Raw genomic sequence first — 18788 nt, forward strand, 5'->3', positions numbered from 1 at the left:
CTGCGTATAATGGATTCATCAATCCATCAATCGCTTGAGGAGGCGCGGTGCTGTCCGATTCCAGCCGCCCGCTCTACGAGGTCAAGGCCAACATGTTCAAGGGCCTCGCTCACCCGCTGCGGGTGCGCGTGCTCGAGGTGCTCTCGACCCGCCCCGAGACATCCGTTTCCGAACTGCTCGAGGTGACCGGGCTCGAGGCCTCGCACCTGTCGCAGCATCTCGCCGTGCTGCGCAACAACCGGCTCGTGACCGCCGACCGGCGCGGCAACCAGGTGTACTACCGGCTCGCGTACCCGCAGGTCGCCGACCTGCTGCGTGTGGCCCGCACGCTGCTCGGCGACATCCTCGAGACCACCGAGCGGCAGCTCGTCGAGAGTTCCGGTCTGCCCGAGCTCCCGCCCGCCGCGCCCGCGGAGACGACCGAGGGCCGCCCATGACCTCCGCGCGCGTCACCGATGCCCTGCGAACCCTGCGGTCCCTGCTGCCGTCCACCGCCGACTACCGAGACACGAAGCGCACCTGGAAGGGCGACCTCGTTGCGGGCATCACGGTGGGCATCGTGGCCCTGCCGCTGGCCCTCGCGTTCGGCGTGAGCTCGGGCGCCGGCGCCGAGAGCGGCCTCGTCACGGCGATCATCGCGGGCGTCATCGCCGCCGTGTTCGGCGGGTCGAACGTGCAGGTGTCCGGCCCGACCGGCGCCATGGTCGTCGTGCTCGGGCCGATCATCGCGACGAACGGACTCGGTGCGCTCGCCATCGTCGGCCTCCTGGCCGGCATCATCGTGGTCATCGCCGGGGTACTGCGGCTCGGGCGTGCGGTCACCTACATCCCGTGGCCGGTCATCGAGGGGTTCACCCTCGGCATCGCGATCATCATCTTCCTGCAGCAGGTGCCCGCCGCGCTCGGCACCGAACCCGGGCCGAGCACCAACGCGCTCATCGCGGCCATCGAGTCGCTTCCCACCGTGAGTTGGCCCGAGGCCGGCTGGGCGCTCGGCATCGTGCTCGTGGTCGCGGCGGTCATGGTGTTCGCCCCCAAGATCCACAAGCTGCTGCCCGGCTCGATCATCGCCATCGTGCTCGTGAGCGTCGTCGCCGTCGTCGCGCAGCTCCCGGTGGCCGCGATCGGCGAGCTGCCGCCCGGCCTACCCATGCCCATCGTGCCCGAGCTCACGTTCGACACCATGTCGCCCCTGATCGGCGCGGCCTTCACGGTCGCCGCGCTCGCCGCCATCGAGTCGCTGCTGTCGGCCCGTGTCGCGGCGTCGATCTCCGACACAGGGGCGTACGACGCCGACCGCGAGCTCGTCGGCCAGGGGCTCGCCTCCGTGGCATCCGCCTTCTTCGGCGGCATGCCGGCCACGGGCGCGATCGCTCGCACCGCCGTGAACGTGCGCACGGGCGGGCGCACCCGGCTCGCCGCGATCGTGCACGCCGTGCTGCTGGCCGGCATCGTGCTCGCCGGAGCGAGCATCGTCGCGGTCATCCCGCTGGCCGCATTGGCCGGCGTGCTCATGGTGACCTCGACGCGCATGATCTCGATCGCGACCGTCCGCACGGTCGTGGGCTCGACGCGCTCCGACGCCGTCGTGTTCGTCATCACCGCGCTCATCACCGTGACGTTCGATCTCATCTACGCCGTGCTCATCGGCATCGCCGTCGCCGCGTTCTTCGCGCTCCGCGCCCTCGCACGCTCGAGCGGCGTGCACCGCGAGGAGCTGCCCGGCCCTGCCGAGCCCGGCGACGAACGCATCGCCCTCTTCCGGCTCGAGGGCGCGCTGTTCTTCGGCGCGGCCGAGCGCATGCTCGAGCGAGTCGGCGACATCCGTGACGTCGAGGTCGTCATCATCCGGATGTCGCAGCTGCAGATCCTCGATGCGACCGGGGCCCAGGTGATCAACGAGCTCATCCAGGCGCTCGAGCGGCGCGGCGTGACCGTACTCGTGAAGGGGATCCAGACCCGCCACCTGCAACTGTTCACCCATGTCGGCGCCATCGCCTCACTACGGCACCAGAACCACCTGTTCGAAGAACTGCCGGGCGCCGTCGAGCACGCGCGAAGCCACATCATGCGCGGGCCGGTGAAGCCCGTGCGGGGCTGAACGACGAGGGCGTACCGTTCAGAACCTGCCAACCACTGACGACTCAGTGACATCCCCGACGCCCAGACACCAACGCTGACCTAAGCTGCCGCGATGACCGTTCGCCGAATGAGCATCGTTCCCACCGTGTTGTTCGCCGTCGTGGCCCTTGCTGCCTGTACCGCCGCACCCGGCACGACGCCCGCACCGAGCGCACCCAGCGCGACCATGCCGTCGGCGGATGCCACCTCCGAGCCGGAGCCGAGCGCAGCACCGGCCGTGACCTGCGACGACGTGCTGACCGCCGAGACGTATACCCGGTTCGAGGCCGACGGCATCGAACCGATCGATCCCCCGATCGTGGTGGACCCGTTCGCCCAGCAGTTGGTGGAGGCCGGAGCGCTCACGTGCACTTGGGGCGCACCGGCAGCCGAAGGGCTGACCGTCGTGCGCTTGTCCGACGCCGACTCGACCGAATGGGAACCGATGCTCGCCGACGCGGGGTTCGTCGAGACGAATGACCCGGTCCCGGGCGCTTACACCGGCCCCGTCGACCCCGGCTTGGGCGAGACCCCCATCGTCGTGGTCACCGGCGACACCCTGACGTACGCCGACAACCCGACGGTCGCGGGTTGGCTCGTTCCGACGTCGTAGCCAACCACTCGGGGCTCTGGACACGAGGGTCCCGACGCGCGTATGCTCACCAGCGGACCGCGCCACGCGGCATCCGTCGCCGAGATCGGAAGGAGAGACCGATGAACACCGTCCTTGTCGTGCGCATCGCAGACACCCTTCCCTGTGAGGCCGCCCGCTAGAAGCGTCAGGTGGCCTCCGTGACCTCGGAGAACCACCGTGCCCTTCATCTCGTCGCTCGACGATTCGTCCACCGCGCCGTTCGGCGCGTCATCCACCCTCATGTTCCAGGCCGCCGAGCCGGGCGAGGGTCAACGCTGGTCGACGTGGCCGGCGACCATTCCCACCGAGCGCGGCCCTGAGCCGCGCCCCGATTGGCTCGTGACCAGTGCCGCCGCCATCGACACCGAACTCGGGGTCGTGAAGACCGGCAAGGAGGCGAGCCTCTTCCTCATCGAACGTGCGGTTCCGGATGCCCCGGCCGACGTACCGGGCAACGCCGTGCTCCTCGCGGCCAAGCGATATCGCTCGAGCGAGCACTCGGACTTCCATCGCTCCGCGGTCTACACCGAGGGACGCGGCACTCGCCGCAGCCGCGACGTGCGCGCGGTGGCGAAGGGCACGACGTTCGGTCGCGCCATGGCCCGGGTGCAGTGGGCCTCCGCCGAGTTCGACGCACTGAGCCGACTCACCGAGCTCGGGGCATCCGTGCCGTACCCGGTGCAGGTGCAGGAGACCGAGGTGCTCATGGAGTTCATCGGCGCGGGACGGGTCGCGGCGCCGCGGCTCGCCCAGGTGCGCGCGAGCCGCGAGGAGCTGCGCGACCTGTTCCAGCAGGTGGCCGAGTTCATGCACACGCTCGCCCGCGCGGGGCTCGCGCACGGCGACCTCTCGCCGTACAACCTGCTCGTGCACCACGGGCGCGTCGTCGCGATCGACCTTCCCCAGGTGGTCGACCTCGTGTCGAATCCGCAGGGCTTCGACCTGCTGCACCGCGACTGCGTCAACGTGTGCGACTGGTTCACGAGGCAGCGCCTGGAGTGCGACGCCGAGGAGCTGTTCGGCGAGCTGGTGGGCGAGGTGGGGTTCTGAGCGGGCCGGGGGCGAGCGGTCTCGTCGCCACTCGCCACCCTCGCCGCTCAGGGCTGGCCAGGAGATTTCTCGCTCGGACTTGCCAATAGGAAGATATCTTCCTATTGTCACGATATGGAACATCGCATCGAACCCCTGGCCGTCGTCGCCGCGAGCGTGCTCGCCCTCCTCCTCAGCGGATGCGCGGGCGCCGCGGTGGAGACCGCCGGCCAGGGCGCCGCGGGTGGAACGGTCGCACCCGTTGAAGCCGCGTCGCCCACCGAGACGCCCGCGGCACCCGACCCCGACTCGACGCCGGCGGCGACGACCTGCGACACGGTGCTCACCGCCGACGAGTACGCCCGGCTCGCTGACGATGGCCTCGCAGTCGACGACGCGCCGTACCTCCTCGGACCCGTCATGGAGCGCATGGCCACCGCGGGCGCCCTCGTCTGCGTCTGGAGCAAGCCGATGAGCGACGTGTCCGCCTGGTATGCGCGACTCGACGTCGGCGGCGACGGAGCGAGGTGGCTCACCGAGCTCGAGGCCGAAGGGTGGCTCGAGGACACCGAGCGGGGCGACGGCACGTATCTCGCTCCCGCGGACTACGACGCCAACTACCAGCCGTCAGTACAGCTCCGCGATGGTGTGCTGCACTTCGCGAGCTACAACCGCTTCCTCGAATCCGTGCTCGAGCTGCAGTAGCCGCATCGCGCGGGCGTCCTCAGCGCTACAGCGGCCGGCCGAGCGGCGCCACGCGCAGTGTCGTGCCGTGCGCGAGCGGCGTGAGCATCTCCGCGACGGATGCCGGTTCGCTCGCGTACTTCGCGCGGAGCGCGTCGTCGACGCGACCCTCGTCTGCATCGGTCGCCGCGACCGGCTCGAACTCCACGGCCTGCACACCGTCGGGCGTCTCGAACCCTGAGCCCGGGTTCGTCGTCGCGCGACGGAACCACTTCGAGTCGGGTCCATAGGCGGAGCGGATGTATCCGACGCCGTCGACCTCGACCGCCCAGATCGGGGTGGAGATGCGGCGTCCATCGCGCGTGCTGGTCACGATGTGCACCGTGTTGGTCTCGCGGAGGAACTCGATGAGTCGATCGTCAGTGGCCATACTCCTGTCGAACGCGGCCATCCTGTGGTCCATTCCGGCAGCGGGTCGCTGACCCTGCGGTCCATTCCGGCAGCGGGTCGCTGTCGCTGCGGCATCCGTGAGCGTTACAGTGCACGAAGATCAGCGCTGATCCACGGGATGCCGGACCGACCGCGCGCCGACATCTCCCGTTCACCCGACCGAACGAGGCTTCCGTCATGACCCTCCCCCCCGAGCAGCCGACCCCTCCGACCCCGCCTGCCACCGCGAACAGCGGCGCCATCGGCGTCATGGGCCTGCAGTTGCAGGAGGGGCGCAAGATCCCGCGCCGGCAGGTGGTGGCGTGGGCGTTGTGGGACTGGGCGACGCAGCCGTTCAACTCCGTGATCCTGACGTTCGTGTTCACGGCCCTCTATCTCACGAGCGGCACGTTCCTGGATCCGGCGGTCGCGGCGCTCGACGAGGGTGACCCTGCACGTGAGGCCGGGCTGGCCGACCTGGCCAGCGGGCTGGGATGGGCGATCACGATCGCCGGCGTCCTCATCGCGTTGCTCGCGCCCGTGCTGGGGCAGCGGGCGGATATCGCGGGTCGCCGCAAGCTCTGGCTGGGCGGCGCGACCCTCGCGCTCGTGGCGACGATGTTCGCGTTGTTCTTCGTACAGGGCGAGCCCGCGTACTTCCTGCTCGGCATCTCGCTCATCGCGGCGGGGACCGTGTTCAGCGAGATCGCCGGCGTGAACTACAACGCCATGCTCGTGCAGGTCTCGACACCGAAGACGGTCGGCAAGGTCTCGGGGCTCGGATGGGGCCTCGGGTACATCGGCGGCATCGTGGCGCTCGTCATCGTCGTCGTCGCGGAGACCTTCGACTGGTGGGGCATGCCGACGGAGAACGGGCTCGCGTTCCGGGTGATCGCCGTGGGATGCGCCGTGTGGACGCTCGTGTTCGCGTGGCCGTTGTTCGTGTACGTGCCCGAGGCGCCGCCCGCACCTCGCCGCGAACACGTGTCGTTCTTCCGCGGGTACGTCGTGCTCGTGAAGGACATCATCGCGCTCTGGCGCGACTCACGCCCGACGTTCTGGTTCCTGCTGGCGAGTGCCGTGTTCCGCGACGGCCTCGCGGGGGTGTTCGCGTTCGGCGCGGTCATCGCGGCGGTCGCGTTCGGCTTCTCGTCGAGCGAGGTGCTGATCTTCGGCATCGCCGCCAACCTGTTGGCCGGCGTCTCGACCATCCTCGCCGGACGCTTCGACGACCGGTTCGGGGCGCGCGCGGTGATCATCTTCTCCCTGTCGGGGCTCGTCGTCGCCGGCCTGGCGGTGTTCTTCCTCCACGACGCGGGCAAGCTCGTGTTCTGGATCTTCGGCCTCGTGCTCACCCTCTTCGTGGGCCCGGCGCAGGCGGCATCGCGCTCGTTCCTCGCCCGGGTCACCCCCGCCGGCCGGGAGAGCGAGATCTTCGGCCTCTACGCGACCACCGGGCGTGCGGCGAGCTTCCTCTCGCCGCTCCTGTGGGCGGGGCTCATCGCCGCGTTCGGCGCGACCTACTGGGGCATCCTCGGCATCGTCATCGTGCTGGCGGCGGGCCTCGTGCTCATGCTGTTCGTGAAGGCGCCGACCGAGCAGGCCTGATGCCTCACCCGCGACCCCATGCCTCGGCGAATCGGGTGAGCAGGTCGGCGAACTGCCGACGCTCGGCCGGCGTGAAGTCGGCGAGCGCGCGCTCGACGGCGCCGCGTCGGTGATCGAGCAGTGACGAGAGGGCTGCACGCCCGGCATCGGTGATGATCAGGATGCTCCGCCTGGCGTCGCCTGGATCCACGTCGCGCCGCACGTGGCCCGCCTCGACGGCCGCCTGCGCGAGTCGACTCGCCCGCGGCTGATCGACGCCGATCGCCGATGCGAGATCGGTCACGGAGCTCGGTCCGTGGTGGTCGAGCACCATGAGCAGCCGGACGGCGGCGTGACCCCCTCTGCCGCCGGCCGCGCCCTGCCCGTGCGGAGCGCCATGACCCCCGTGCGGGCGTCCGCCGAACGGTCGGCCGCCCTGGTGAGGTCCGCGGTGGCCACCCCTCCACCCGAACTGGCCGCCGGGGCCACGACCCCGAAGCGATCCGAGCGCGGCTTCGACGGCGGCGACAGGGTCATCGGGGTCGGCCGGCTCGCCTTGACGGGGTGGGTTCATACATGTCATAGTACATATACATGTCATAAGACATGCAACAAGAACGCGCAACGCGCGCCGGGCGCCGAGACGGCGCACCGAGAAGGGAACACCATGAACACCGATCACACACCCCCCGTTCAGCACCCCGATCGACCCCTGGGCTTCTGGCTCAAGGTGGTCGACCGCCGAATCTCCCAAGAGATGGAGGCCCTCTTCGAGGCCGACGGCATCACCCGCCGTGACTGGCGGATGCTCAATCTCCTCGCGGGCACCGCCCACGACGAGCAGCTCGCCGATCGACTGCACACCAGACCCCACGTGCTCCACCGCCTGGTGGAACGGGGCTGGGTCGCCGGCTTCCCTCCCGAGATCACCGAGGCCGGGCGCGAGGCGCGCGAGCGTCTCGAATCGCAGGTGACCGCCCTCCGCCAGCGCGTCGCCGGCGCGGTCTCACCCGAGGACTTCACCACCACGATGCGAAGCCTCGAGGCGATCGCCCGAGAGCTCGGCTGGGATGAGAGCCAGCGACCCACCCGCGGACGCCGCGGCGGGCGTCGGTTCGGCCATCGCCACCACGGCACGCCGATGCACGACTTCGGCCATCGATTCGGTCACCGCGACGGGTTCGGCCCGTGGCGTCGTCACGCCCCCGAGCAGGACGTGCACGTCCACGTGCACCTGCACGACGGACAGGGCCGCGACGCATAGCCGACCGAGCCGTCCGCGGGCGGGGTCAGCCCTCGTCCGCGGACGCCTCCCCCGCGGACGCCTCCCCCGCGGCCGTCGCGCTCCCCCGCGCGTTGTAGACCACGGCGTCGGATGCCCCGAACGCGCGGAACACCTCGATCGCGTCGTCGTGGCCCACCCCCACCGAGACGCGGATGCCGCGCCGCTCGAACTCGCCGACCCAATCCTCGGGCATCGGCCCTTCGTCGAAACCCGTCAGGTGCTCGACCTCGACGCCTTCGCCCGCGATCGTGAGTGCCCGAACGCCCGACCACATGGTGGCGCCGTAGCACATCACGCACGGACGCCAGTTGACGACGAGTTCGAGATCGGCCCCCTCCGCGCCGAGGTCCCACCGCCCGACCGCACGCTGCGCGAGGCTCAACGCCATCATCTCGGCGTGCATCCCGCTGAGTTCGGTGGAGAGCACGACGTTGACACCTACCGAGACCAGGGCACCGGATGCCCGGTCCACCACGATCGCGGCGAAGGGGCCGCCGTTCCCGGCGCGCCAGTTGCGGTCGGCCAGCTCGTTCGCGAGCGACATCCGCTGCTCGGAGTTCCCGAGCGGCCGAGCGGCGAACTCGTCGAGATCGTCGACGAGCCACTGGGGCAGCGAAGCGGAGAAGGCAGTGGCGAGCGACGCGTTCATGCGCCCATTCTGCCGCCCCCGTGGTGCGCGCGGTCGGTTTCCGCGCGTACCATCGCAGACCTGTGCACCGTCGGCCTCGGTGCTCCGCTGCGTTCGATAGGGTGAACGCGGGGAGCTGGACGGCGCAGGAAAAGCCAATGAGTGAGAGGGCGACCATCACCCCGTGACGATGACCCTCAAGGCGAAACAGCGGCTGCGGCGCAGGCAGCGTGCGGTCGGCTACGTCGTGGTCGCGGCCGGGTGGACCGCGTCGGTCGGACTCTCAACGCTGCTCGCACCGCCACCCTGGCTGCACGCCGCCGCGCTGTTCGTGCACCTCGCGTCGCTGGTGGTCGCGCTCGGCGCCGTGCTCATGGTCGAGTGGTACGCCCTCCTCTGGTCGACGGAGTGGCGCTCGGTCCGAGATCTGTGGCAGGTCGACGTCACGCTGAAGCCCCTGATCTGGACGGGCCTCGCGGGGCTCCTCGCGAGCGGGGCGCTCCTCGAACCCGACCTCGAATCGCCGCTCACGCTGACGAAGCTCGCGGCCGTGCTCCTGGTCTCACTGAACGGCGTGGCGATCACCCAATGGACGTTCTACCTCGCACGATTCCCGAAGCACATGCGCTTCGCCGCGTTGCCGCCACGGGCCCGCGTCCGGTTCATCGCGAGCGCGGTCGTGTCGCAACTGGCGTGGTGGACCGCGGTGATCATCGGCATGCTCAACGCCGCCAACTGACCCGGACGTCGACCGGGTGCCCCGGGCGGTGCCTTGGTCTCTGGATGTCCCCGATATATGCTCGCCTTTGTCCCCCGATCCCCCGCTGAGGACGGAACGATGCACGACACTTCCGTGACGCACGCTCCGAACGCCGCCCCCCGAAGCTCCCCGAGCCGGAGCCGCGGCGCTCGACCGAGCACGGGAGCGGCCTGTTGAGTGCCGGCGATACCGGTCTCCGCCGCGACCGGCGGCAGCGCCGCGAACAGCGTCGCCGTCGGCGTCTGGTGTGGGCGGTCGTCGCCGGCGCAGCGGTACTGCTCGTCATCAGCGGCCTGGCCGTGACGGCAGTGCTCGTCAGCCAGCAGGGCGGCGGAAGCGACGGGACGGATGACGCCGGCGCGGCGACCATCGACCCCGCCGCCAAGACCATCGAGTTCCCCGAGGACGAGCCGGCCGCAACCGCCGGCGCCCAGCCGTGCACGACCGCGGTGGTGCTCTCCTCGCTCGAGAACTTCGAGATGGTCTCCCGACTCGTCGACGGCTACAACGCCCAGCCGCGCGAGCTCGACGGGCGATGCGTGACCCTCGTGGCGACCCGGGACAAGTCCGGCCTCGCCGCCGAGGACGCGGCGGCCGGCTTCCCCGAAGTCGCTGCCGACCAGCGGCCCATCGTCTGGATCCCCGATGCGAGTTCGTGGCTGTCCACGGCTCGCGCGCTGGGCGGGGGCGTGAATGTGCCCGCCGAGGGCACCAGCGTCGGGGCATCCGACATCGTGCTCGCGATGCCCACGAGCATGGCGGCGGCCATCGGCTGGGACGCCGAACGCCCGACCTGGGACGACGTCTTCGCCGCCGCCGCCGACGAGAACGCATGGAGCGACCTCGGCCACCCCGAGTGGGGCACCTTCAAGCTCGGCAAGACGAGCCCGCTCATCGCCTCCTCGGGCGAGGCGGCCCTGCTCGCCTCCTACGGCTCGGCGGCGGGCTCGATCGGCGAGCTCACCGTCGAACAGCTGCGAGACCCCGAGGTCACCGAAGAGGTCAGGCAGCACGAACTCGCCACGAGCCACTACATGGCCACCCCCGAGCACTTCCTCTGGCACGCCCGCCAGTCGGAGGACAAGGGTTCGGTGGCCGACTTCCTCTCGGCGGTGATCGTCGACGAGAAGTCCGTGTGGGACTACAACCGCGGCGTCACGAGCCGCGACGGCATCACCCGCGTCGCGAGCGAACCGCCGAAGGAGCAGCTGGTTCCGATCTACCCGAGCGACGGCTTCTTCGTCGCCGACAACCCCGCCGTGGTGCTCGCGGGGTCGTGGGTCGACGAGTCCGAGGCGGCGGCCGGAGAGGACTTCGTGCGTTTCGCCGGCACCCGCCAGGGCCAGCAGATCGTACGCGAGTCGGGCTACCGCGACCTCAACAGGAAGTTCGACCCGCTCGTCGCCGAGGTGGGGCGGCTCGCCGGTGACCAGACCGGCGCGCTGCGGTTCCCGGGCGCGAAGGTCATCAAGGCCACGCACGACGCCTTCCCCGAGGTGCGCAAGCGTGCGGAGGTCCTCTTCCTGGTGGACGTGTCGGGTTCCATGGAGGAGCCGATCGCGACCGGGGCGACGAAGCTCGCCGCCGCGAAGGACGCCATCACGCAGGCGCTCGGTCATTTCACCGCCGGAGACAACGTCGGCCTGGCCGCGTTCTCCGCCGTCGACGACGGACCCATCAGCCCCGGACTCGTGAGCCCCGTCTCCGACATCGGGCCCGGTCGCCCCGAGTTCCTGAAGGCGCTCGGCGCCCTGCGGCCGGTGGAGTTCACGCCGCTCTACGCGGCGGTCGACGAGTTCGCGCGCCAGCGCGCCGCCGACTGGGACCCCGATCGCATCAACGCCATCGTGCTGCTCAGCGACGGCAAGAACGAGACCATGACCCCGACGATCGACGCGCCGCAGATGCTCGCGAACCTCGGCGCCCTGCATCACGATTCCCCGGTGCTCGTGTTCACGCTCGCCTACGGTGCCGACGCGGATGTCGCGACCCTGCAGTCCATCTCGAGCGCGACGGGCGCGCACTTCTACGACGCCACCGACCCGACCAAGCTCCGCGATGTGCTCGGGGACCTGGTGACGAGCTTCTAGCACGACGACGACGGCGCGCCGCCCCCATGTGGGAGCAGCGCGCCGTGGCGTTCGGGCGAGCCGTGGACTACGGCACCACCCGGACGATCACCTCGACGGTGGTGGTGTTGCCTGCGGCATCCGTCGCCACGAAGACCACCGTGTACACGGCACCCTGTCGCGCGAGGAGCTCGACTTCGGTGTCCGACACGATGCTCGAGGCGGCCTTGTGGCCCTCGGCCTTCACCTCGACCAGCTCGACGCTCACGTCGCGACCGGAGTTGTCACTCGTCTCGATGTCGAATACCACCGTGTGCCACTGGGCATTGGGCGGGAACACGAGCTCGGGATCGGCCGTGACCGCCAGCTCGGGCGCCGTGTTGTCGAGCTCGAGGCCGATGAGCACGGGGTCGTGGTCGCTCGACCGGTAGGCGTCGGGTTCGTACAGTGCGTCCTGGGCGGGCTTCTTGAACGTCATGTCGTAGTCGATGAGACTCGGTTCGTCGGCGTTGACCGCCCAGGTCGTGGCCTCGATGACGTCCTCGAGGAGCCCCGGGCCCGCGAGCCCGTAGTCGAGGTAGCCGAGCTGGCCGTCGAAGACGTAGGAGTACGCCTCCTCGCCCTGGTCGCGAAGGAGCAGGTCGGTGTAACCCGCGCCCGTGAGCACCTGGATCGGGTCCTCCTTGTCGTACGAGTTGAGGTCGCCGATGATGAGTTCCCGGCCGGGCTCGGCGGCCGTCGGGCCGGTGGCCAGCCAATCGACCATCGCCTCGGCCGCCTGCGTGCGCACGATGTTGCAGTTGCCCTGGCCGTTCGGGTCCTGAGGCTCGCCCGCGCATGCCGACCCCTTCGACTTCAGGTGGTTCACGATCACCGCGACGTCGCCGCCGGTCTGGAGGTCGGTGAAGGCCTGCGCGAGCGCCGGCCGGTTGTGGTCGTCGATCCACCGCGGGTCGACCGATTCGTCGAGCACGGCGTGGTCGCCGGTGGGGGTCACCTCGGCGGGCTTGTAGATGAGCGCCGTCGTGATGACGTCGGTGCCGAGCACCCCGGTCGAGATGAAGTCGTAGGTGCCCGCACCCATCTCGGCGTTGAGCGCCTCGACCAGCGCGCCCACCGCGGTGTCGCCGTTGTTCTCGATCTCGATGAGACCGACGATGTCGGCATCGAGCTCCGAGATCGCGCTCACGATCTTGTCCTGCTGACGCTGGAACTCCACCAGGTCGTTCGCACCGCGGGAGTTCAACGTCGTGAAGTAGTTGAGCACGTTGAAGCTCGCGACCGTCGTCGATCCGCCGACGACCGGCGCCGCCTGCCGCACGTTCACGTCGTCGTAGTCGGCACCCTGCGTGGGCTGCACGGCCCAGGTGTCGAACCGGTAGTCGAGCACACCCGTGACGTTCGTGACGAGGTCGCCGCCACGGAACGTGTTGTCGAGCGTGAACTCGTCGCCGTTCGGGTGGATCGCCGGGTCGGGGTTCTCCTCGCTGCGCCCGTCGTCCATGCCGATGCTGTTCAGCGTGTTCTGCTCGGCGAGGGCGATCGCCTCAGGCGACCCTGCGTCGTACACGGCGGTCGGCTGCATCTGGCGGTCGGTGCCGAGCGAGATCGTGCCGTAGCGGCCGAAGTCGAAGAACTCGAGGATCGCGAGCGACTGCGGCAGGGTGACGCGCATGCCCTCGAGCCGCTCCCGATCTTCAGACGTCGCGGGCAGGCTGAGCTCCGTCGCCGCCGGCAGTTCGCCGCCCGTGGCGCAGATGGCATTCGCCGTGGCGGTGACCTCGGTCATGCCGAAGAACTCGCTGACCGTTCCGGCAATGTGCACCTGGTCGCCGGCGGCGACGTCGAGGCCGGTCGGCGCGTAGACGAAGATGCCGTCGGAGGTCGCGTCGTCGCCGTCGCCCGTGTCCTGCACGTAGTAGCCCTCGAAGCCGCCGACCTGGAAGTCGCCGATGACGACGCCCTCGATCTCGACCGACATGCCGGCCTTGGGCGAGGTGTCGCCAGAGCCCTGCACGGAACCGATGGTGACGATCGGTGCGTTGCAGTCCGCCGGGGGCAGCGGCACGACCACGACCGTCAAGGAGTTCCGCACGCCGGGGGTGTTCGCGGCCTCGCCGGCGACGAGGGTGCCGGGCCGACCGGGGATGCCGGCCAGGTCGAAGTCGTTGCGCACCCAATCGGCGGTCGAGCCGGTGTCGGCGCCGTCGGGGATGCGGGAGGCGCCGCCGGGTGCGAACGCCTGACCGTCGTACGCCACGCCCAACACGGTGTCGCCATAGGCGAAATCGGTCGAGCCGCCGTCGTGCACGGCGACCGAGTCGACGACGGTCAGGCCGTCGATCGCGTCGATCACGCCGTCGTCGTCGGCATCGAGGTCGTCACCGAGCGCACCGGTGAAGCCGGTGACGAGCAGCAGCGACACCGTGCCGTTCTCGAGGGCGTTGGCCGGAAGCCAGACCAGTGCGCGGCCCTCGGCGTCGGGAGCGTCGAACGTGAGTACCTCGTCGACGACGCCGCGGTTCGCATTGGCGTCGCCCTCGATCTCGAGCACGCGGTAGTCGCCGAGGTCGGTGCCAGGCTCCACGAGCACCTCGATGTACTCCACGTCGGTGCCGGCGGTCGATGCCGAGAACTCGTTGATCACGGGCGACTGCGGGCCGACCTCGCCGCAGACGTGCGCGCCGAGCCCGTCGAACGTGTCGTTCGCGTAGCCCTCCCACTCGACGGCGGGGTCGAACACGTCGGTCGGGTCGGTGTCGCCGACGCACACCGACGCCATGCGGCGCAGCGTGTTGTCGGCGGTGGACGTGAGGTCGGTGCCCCACTGCGAGCCGGGATCGAAGCCGACCTGGCCGAGAGAGTCGATGACCGTACCGCCGTGCGTCAACACGATCGCGTCGTCGCCGTTCCAGAGGCTCGCACCAGTGGGCTGGTCGGCGAACGCGACGAGGTCCTCGTCAGCGAAGACGAAGGTGTCACCCGGCGCTACCGGGTCGCCAGTAAGGGCGAAGTTCCCACTCGCGGTCACGGCTCCGTTGAAGTACACGCTGAGCGTGTGGCCGGTGAGGTCGATCGCGGCATCCGTTGGGTTGTACAGTTCGATCGCCTTGTTGAACGACGAACCCTCGACGTACTCACTGATGATGAGTTCGGTCGGTGCCGACTGCTCGGCGGCGGCGGGACTCGCGGCGAGCCCCACGGCCAGCAGCGACGCTGCCGCGATGGTGACGGTGACACGGTGGATGGATCGGATCATCGACGCTCCCCAGAAAGCGCGGGCGTCCTCGTGACCCCCGTGACGAGCGTCAGACTACGGGGAGCGCCCGACGCGGGGAAGACCCACGAACGGGAAGAATCGGTGAACGGCTCGCATGTGCAGCCGCGGCATCCGGTGCTGCACATCTGAGCACGCCGGGTCTCAGCGGTGCTGCTGCTCCGACCCCGAGAGTCGCTGCGCGATGTAGATCGGGATGATCGACACGAGCACGAGCACGACGGCGATGACCGACACGATCGGCGCCTGGTTCGGCCGGAACATGTTGTTCAGGATGAAGATCGGCAACGTCGTCACGCCAGAGCCGGCCGTGAACGTCGTCACGATGATCTCGTCGAACGACAGCGCGAACGCGAGCAGGCCGCCGGCGAGCAGCGCCGAGCGCAGTTGCGGGAAGGTCACGAGCCGGAACGTGGTCCAGATGCCGGCACCGAGGTCGGCGGATGCCTCCTCGAGGTTCGTGCCCTGGCGCCGCAGGCGGGCGATCACGTTGTTGAAGACCGTCACGATGCAGAACGTGGCGTGCGCGATGACCACCGTCCAGATCGAGAGCGGCACGCCCATGATGGTGCGGAAGAAGTTGTTGAGCGCGATACCGGTGATGATGCCGGGCAGCGCGATCGGCAGGATCACCAGCAGGCTGATGGCGTCGCGGCCGAAGAAGTCGAAGCGCTGCAGGGCCAGCGAGATGAGCGTGCCGAGCACGAGCGAGATGATCGTCGAGATGATGGCCACCTGCACGCTCGTGGTCACCGCCTCGATCGCGCCGGCGCTCTGGAAGGCGCGCACCCACCAGTCCAAGGTGAAGCCGGGCGGCGGCCAGTTCAGCGACGTCGACGTCGAGAAGGAGTTCACGAGCACGACCAGCAGGGGCACGTACACGGCCGCGAGGATGACGGCGGTGACGATGCCGAGTGCCGTGCGGGAAAGGCGTGAGAGGCGCATCCGTGACCCTTAGAGGTTGTTCAGCGCGCCGGTGCGACGCACGAGGAAGAGGTACCCGAAGATGATCACGATCGGGATGAGGGCGATGGCCGATGCGAGGGGCAGGTTGTTGGCCGCGCCCACGTTCGTGTAGACGAGGTTGCCGAGCATCTGGCTGGCGCCGCCCACGATGTTCACGGTGATGTAGTCGCCGAGCGAGAGCGAGAAGCTGAAGATCGTGCCGGCGATGATGGCCGGCAGCACGAGTGGGAAGACCACGAGGCGCAGCGTCGGCCAGGTGCGGCCGCCCAGGTCACCGGATGCCTCGAGCAGCGAATCGGGCACCCGCTCGAGTCCGGCGTAGATCGGAAGGATCACGTACGGCAACCACAGGTACGACAGCGTGATGATGGTCGCCGGGAGCCCGTACCCGGGCGTGTGACCGCCGAACGGCGCGACGAGCCACTCGAGGATGCCGTCCTGCGAGAGCACCGAGCGCCACGCGTACGCCTTCACGAGGTAGCTCGCCCACAGCGGCGTGAGCACCATGATGACGAGGATGCGCTGCATCCGGGGCGATGCGACCTTCGCCATGTAGAACGCGATCGGCAGCGCGAGCACGACGTCGATGATCGTCACCGCGAGCGCGACCCCGATCGTGCGCAGGGTCACCGTCTGGTACAGCGAGCCGGTGAGCACCTTGCCGATGTTGTCGAGCGTCCACTCCGTGCGGACCTGCCCGGTGAAGCTGTCGACCGACCAGAACGCGGTGACGAGCAGCAGCACCAGCGCGACGATGTAGACGACGACGAGCCAGAACAGCGGAGCCGTCAGGAGGAGCACGAGGCGCGTCCTCGGATGGGTCGCGAGGAAGGCCGAGCCCTTCCGCGGGAGGTCGTCGCGGCGGGCGGGCAGCGGATGCCTCGTCGGGGTGTTCGTCGTCATGCGTGTCCTGTCGTGTCGATGCGGCGGGTCGGGGAGGCGGCTCGATGACCGTCTCCCCGGCCCGCTGGCGGGGATGTCAGCCCTTGATCTCCTGCCAGGCCTCGGTCCAGGCCGCGTAGTCGACGCACTCCACATCGGTGCGGCCGTCGACGCACTCGGCGATCGGGGTCGTCCAGTACCAGATCTGCGACGCGTAGTCGGCGTCACCGGCGTGGTAGGCCTCGCAGTCCTCGCGGAACTCGCACGCCGCGTCGTTCGACGGCGCCTCGCCGAAGTACGAGGTCGCGGCGGCGTTCGCCTCGGGGCTCGCGATGTGGTCGAGCCACGCGTAGGCGCAGTTCGGGTTCTCGGCGTCGGATGCGATCATCCAGGTGTCCGACCAGCCAGTTGCACCCTCCTCGGGCAACACGACCGCGGTCGGCGCACCCTCGGACTCGAGCACGTTCTGGATGACCTGCCACGTGGTGCCGACGACCGAGTCGCCGGTCTGGAAGGCCTGGATCTCCTTGAGGTAGTCCGACCAGTACTCGCCGACGTGCTGGCGCTGCTCCTTCAGGAGGTCGACGGCGGCCTGGAACTGCTCCGCGTCGAGCGCGTAGGGGTTCTCGATGCCGAGGTCGGGCTGGTGGTGCATCAGGTAGACCGCGGCATCCGCGATGTAGATCGGCGAGTCGTACGCCGTGACGTTGCCGGTGAATTCACCGGCCCGCTCGAAGACGACGTCCCACGACGTGGGCGCCTCGGTGACGACGTCGGTGTTGTACATGAGCAGGTTCGCGCCGTAGCCGTGCGGCACACCGTACGACTCACCATCGACGGAGTTCCACTCCTTGTCCTTGAGGAAGTCGTAGATGCCCTCGTAGTTCGGGATGAGGTCGGTGTTCACCGGCACCACATTCTCGCCGGCGATGAGACGCAGGGTCGCGTCACCCGAGGCGGCCACGACGTCGTAGTCGCCCGACTTCATGAGGTTGACGGCCTCGTCGGACGTGCCGTAGGTCTTCGACTCGACCTCGCAGCCGGTCTCCTCCTCGAAGGAGCTGACCCAGTCGACGGCCGGATCGTTCGAGCCATCCTCGACGTAACCTGGCCAGGCCAGCAGCGAGACCTTGCCCTCCATCTCGCCGAGCTCCTCGGCGGCCTCGCCGCCGCCGGTGCCTCCGGACTGGGTGCCGCAGGCGGTGAGCACCGCGATCGAGGCGATCGCGAGTCCCACCGTGGCGCCGCGGCGCGCGGTGAGCGGATTCCGCTTCATGGTTCTCTCCTGTTTCTCTGTGTGGTGCAGGTGTGATGTGGTGCAGGTCTGGTGCAGGTCACGCGGATGTCGCGGCCGCGGCATCCGTCACCGATTCAGGCGTCGCGAGCGCGATCACGTCGGCGTCGTGCCAGCTGACGACCACGCGGTCGCCGCGCTCGTCGTCGTGCACGCGGTTGCGGTCGTTCTGCTCGAGCACGCTCACGCGTGCGCCGGCGTCGAGGTCGACGACGATGCGGATGCCGCTGCCGAGGTAGATCGTCTCGACCACGGTGCCCGGGGCGTTGCGCACGTCGGCGCCGGTCTCGCCCTGCCCGACCGTCATCTTCTCGGGGCGCACGGAGTGCAGGCCGGCACGGCCGAGGAGTTCGCGCGACACGGCGTCGTCGAGCAGGTTCGAGGTGCCGACGAAGTCGGCGACGAAGCGCGAGGCCGGGCGCTCGTAGAGCTCCGCGGGCGTGCCGAGCTGCTGGATGCGCCCGTTGTTGAACACCGCGATGCGGTCGGAGAGCGTGAGGGCCTCCTCCTGGTCGTGCGTGACGAAGATGAAGGTGATGCCGAGGTCGCGCTGGATCTCCTTGAGCTCGACCTGCATCTGCTCGCGCAGCTTGAGGTCGAGCGCGCCGAGCGGCTCGTCGAGGAGCAGCACCTTGGGCTGCACGACCGTAGCGCGTGCCAGAGCGACGCGCTGGCGCTGGCCGCCCGAGAGCTGCGACGGCTTGCGATCGCCCATCTGCTCGAGTCGCACCGAGGCGAGCGCGCGGCGCGCACGGTCGTTCCGTTCCTTGCGGCCGATGCCGCGCACGCGCAGGCCGTAGGCGACGTTCTCGAGCACGCTCATGTGCGGGAAGAGCGCGTAGTCCTGGAAGACGGTGTTGACGTCGCGGTCGAAGGGCGCGCGCTTCGTGACGTCCTGCCCGAAGAGCTCGATGGTGCCCGAGGTGGGCTGCTCGAAGCCCGCGATGAGCCGCAGCACCGTGGTCTTCCCAGAGCCCGACGGACCGAGCATCGAGAAGAACTCGCCCGCGGCGATCTCGAGGTCGACATGGTCGACGGCGGTGACGGCGCCGAACTCCTTGGTGAGCCCGGTGAGCCGGATGGCCGGCTGCTGGTCGGTCATGGCGTCCCCTTCGATGCATCCGCGCTGTACGCGCACGCCGT

The 18788-nt window shown here is 69.5% G+C and carries 17 protein-coding genes; 9 read left to right on the forward strand and 8 right to left on the reverse strand.

Features of this window, described 5'->3' with window-relative positions; genetic code table 11:
• Positions 1–92: 92 nt before the first annotated feature.
• From AB0K73_RS02280 to AB0K73_RS02300, 5 genes are all read left to right on the forward strand, one after another.
• Positions 93–437, forward strand: coding sequence for a metalloregulator ArsR/SmtB family transcription factor (locus AB0K73_RS02280; RefSeq protein WP_360511279.1), 345 nt, complete (start codon positions 93–95; stop codon positions 435–437).
• The gene (locus tag AB0K73_RS02285; protein ID WP_360510812.1) at positions 434–2101 is read left to right on the forward strand and encodes a SulP family inorganic anion transporter; all 1668 of its coding nucleotides are present in this window, start codon (positions 434–436) and stop codon (positions 2099–2101) included. Before AB0K73_RS02280 ends, AB0K73_RS02285 begins: the two co-directional genes overlap by 4 nt.
• 93 nt (positions 2102–2194) lie before the next feature.
• Positions 2195–2734: a hypothetical protein gene (locus AB0K73_RS02290; RefSeq protein ID WP_360510811.1), complete on the forward strand. Its 540-nt coding sequence runs from the start codon at positions 2195–2197 to the stop codon at positions 2732–2734.
• 198 nt (positions 2735–2932) lie between these two features.
• Entirely contained in the window at positions 2933–3805 is an 873-nt protein-coding gene (locus AB0K73_RS02295; protein WP_360510810.1) for an RIO1 family regulatory kinase/ATPase, read from the forward strand.
• A gap of 114 nt (positions 3806–3919) precedes the next feature.
• Positions 3920–4489 (forward strand): hypothetical protein, encoded by a 570-nt coding sequence (locus AB0K73_RS02300; protein ID WP_360510809.1) that lies wholly within the window; start codon positions 3920–3922, stop codon positions 4487–4489.
• A gap of 25 nt (positions 4490–4514) precedes the next feature.
• On the opposite strand, the gene AB0K73_RS02305 is transcribed toward AB0K73_RS02300, so the two are convergent.
• Positions 4515–4898 (reverse strand): DUF2255 family protein, encoded by a 384-nt coding sequence (locus AB0K73_RS02305; RefSeq protein ID WP_360510808.1) that lies wholly within the window; start codon positions 4896–4898, stop codon positions 4515–4517.
• 197 nt (positions 4899–5095) lie between these two features.
• Between AB0K73_RS02305 and AB0K73_RS02310 the strand changes: the two genes are divergently transcribed.
• Positions 5096–6505: an MFS transporter gene (locus AB0K73_RS02310; RefSeq protein WP_360510807.1), complete on the forward strand. Its 1410-nt coding sequence runs from the start codon at positions 5096–5098 to the stop codon at positions 6503–6505.
• 4 nt (positions 6506–6509) lie between these two features.
• Here AB0K73_RS02310 and AB0K73_RS02315 read toward each other — a convergent pair whose 3' ends face one another.
• Entirely contained in the window at positions 6510–7058 is a 549-nt protein-coding gene (locus AB0K73_RS02315) for a MarR family winged helix-turn-helix transcriptional regulator (protein WP_360510806.1), read from the reverse strand.
• A 93-nt stretch (positions 7059–7151) separates the two neighbouring features.
• On the opposite strand from AB0K73_RS02315, the gene AB0K73_RS02320 reads away from it, so the two are divergent.
• A complete protein-coding gene (locus AB0K73_RS02320; RefSeq protein WP_360510805.1) occupies positions 7152–7748 on the forward strand; it encodes a hypothetical protein in 597 nt (198 codons plus the stop codon).
• Positions 7749–7773: 25 nt separating this feature from the next.
• Here the strand turns inward: AB0K73_RS02320 and AB0K73_RS02325 are convergent, their stop codons facing one another.
• A complete protein-coding gene (locus tag AB0K73_RS02325) occupies positions 7774–8418 on the reverse strand; it encodes a nucleoside deaminase (RefSeq protein WP_360510804.1) in 645 nt (214 codons plus the stop codon).
• Between the two features lie 163 nt (positions 8419–8581).
• On the opposite strand from AB0K73_RS02325, the gene AB0K73_RS02330 reads away from it, so the two are divergent.
• The gene (locus AB0K73_RS02330; protein WP_360510803.1) at positions 8582–9136 is read left to right on the forward strand and encodes a hypothetical protein; all 555 of its coding nucleotides are present in this window, start codon (positions 8582–8584) and stop codon (positions 9134–9136) included.
• 194 nt (positions 9137–9330) lie between these two features.
• A complete protein-coding gene (locus AB0K73_RS02335) occupies positions 9331–11247 on the forward strand; it encodes a substrate-binding domain-containing protein (protein WP_360510802.1) in 1917 nt (638 codons plus the stop codon).
• A gap of 67 nt (positions 11248–11314) precedes the next feature.
• On the opposite strand, the gene AB0K73_RS02340 is transcribed toward AB0K73_RS02335, so the two are convergent.
• From AB0K73_RS02340 to AB0K73_RS02360, 5 genes are all read right to left on the reverse strand, one after another.
• On the reverse strand, positions 11315–14485 hold the full coding sequence (locus AB0K73_RS02340) for an ExeM/NucH family extracellular endonuclease (protein WP_360510801.1): 3171 nt from the start codon (positions 14483–14485) through the stop codon (positions 11315–11317).
• Positions 14486–14647: 162 nt separating this feature from the next.
• Positions 14648–15448, reverse strand: coding sequence for an ABC transporter permease (locus AB0K73_RS02345; protein WP_360510800.1), 801 nt, complete (start codon positions 15446–15448; stop codon positions 14648–14650).
• Between the two features lie 9 nt (positions 15449–15457).
• The gene (locus AB0K73_RS02350; RefSeq protein ID WP_360510799.1) at positions 15458–16372 is read right to left on the reverse strand and encodes an ABC transporter permease; all 915 of its coding nucleotides are present in this window, start codon (positions 16370–16372) and stop codon (positions 15458–15460) included.
• A 76-nt stretch (positions 16373–16448) separates the two neighbouring features.
• Positions 16449–17627, reverse strand: a complete 1179-nt coding sequence (locus tag AB0K73_RS02355) for an ABC transporter substrate-binding protein (protein ID WP_360510798.1) — start codon at positions 17625–17627, stop codon at positions 16449–16451.
• A 58-nt stretch (positions 17628–17685) separates the two neighbouring features.
• Positions 17686–18747, reverse strand: a complete 1062-nt coding sequence (locus AB0K73_RS02360) for an ABC transporter ATP-binding protein (RefSeq protein WP_360510797.1) — start codon at positions 18745–18747, stop codon at positions 17686–17688.
• Positions 18748–18788 lie beyond the last annotated feature (41 nt).

The organism is Agromyces sp. NPDC052230 (genome assembly GCF_040679595.1).
GTDB lineage: Bacteria > Actinomycetota > Actinomycetes > Actinomycetales > Microbacteriaceae > Agromyces.

Bases quoted from the DNA above. Each gene is read 5' to 3' on its own strand.
- AB0K73_RS02280 (WP_360511279.1), top strand. From the start codon at position 93: ATGTTCAAGGGCCTCGCTCACCCGCTGCGGGTGCGCGTGCTCGAGGTG.
- AB0K73_RS02285 (WP_360510812.1), top strand. From the start codon at position 434: ATGACCTCCGCGCGCGTCACCGATGCCCTGCGAACCCTGCGGTCCCTG.
- AB0K73_RS02290 (WP_360510811.1), top strand. From the start codon at position 2,195: ATGACCGTTCGCCGAATGAGCATCGTTCCCACCGTGTTGTTCGCCGTC.
- AB0K73_RS02300 (WP_360510809.1), top strand. From the start codon at position 3,920: ATGGAACATCGCATCGAACCCCTGGCCGTCGTCGCCGCGAGCGTGCTC.
- AB0K73_RS02305 (WP_360510808.1), bottom strand. From the start codon at position 4,898: ATGGCCACTGACGATCGACTCATCGAGTTCCTCCGCGAGACCAACACG.
- AB0K73_RS02310 (WP_360510807.1), top strand. From the start codon at position 5,096: ATGACCCTCCCCCCCGAGCAGCCGACCCCTCCGACCCCGCCTGCCACC.
- AB0K73_RS02315 (WP_360510806.1), bottom strand. From the start codon at position 7,058: ATGAACCCACCCCGTCAAGGCGAGCCGGCCGACCCCGATGACCCTGTC.
- AB0K73_RS02320 (WP_360510805.1), top strand. From the start codon at position 7,152: ATGAACACCGATCACACACCCCCCGTTCAGCACCCCGATCGACCCCTG.
- AB0K73_RS02325 (WP_360510804.1), bottom strand. From the start codon at position 8,418: ATGAACGCGTCGCTCGCCACTGCCTTCTCCGCTTCGCTGCCCCAGTGG.
- AB0K73_RS02340 (WP_360510801.1), bottom strand. From the start codon at position 14,485: ATGATCCGATCCATCCACCGTGTCACCGTCACCATCGCGGCAGCGTCG.
- AB0K73_RS02345 (WP_360510800.1), bottom strand. From the start codon at position 15,448: ATGCGCCTCTCACGCCTTTCCCGCACGGCACTCGGCATCGTCACCGCC.
- AB0K73_RS02350 (WP_360510799.1), bottom strand. From the start codon at position 16,372: ATGACGACGAACACCCCGACGAGGCATCCGCTGCCCGCCCGCCGCGAC.
- AB0K73_RS02355 (WP_360510798.1), bottom strand. From the start codon at position 17,627: ATGAAGCGGAATCCGCTCACCGCGCGCCGCGGCGCCACGGTGGGACTC.
- AB0K73_RS02360 (WP_360510797.1), bottom strand. From the start codon at position 18,747: ATGACCGACCAGCAGCCGGCCATCCGGCTCACCGGGCTCACCAAGGAG.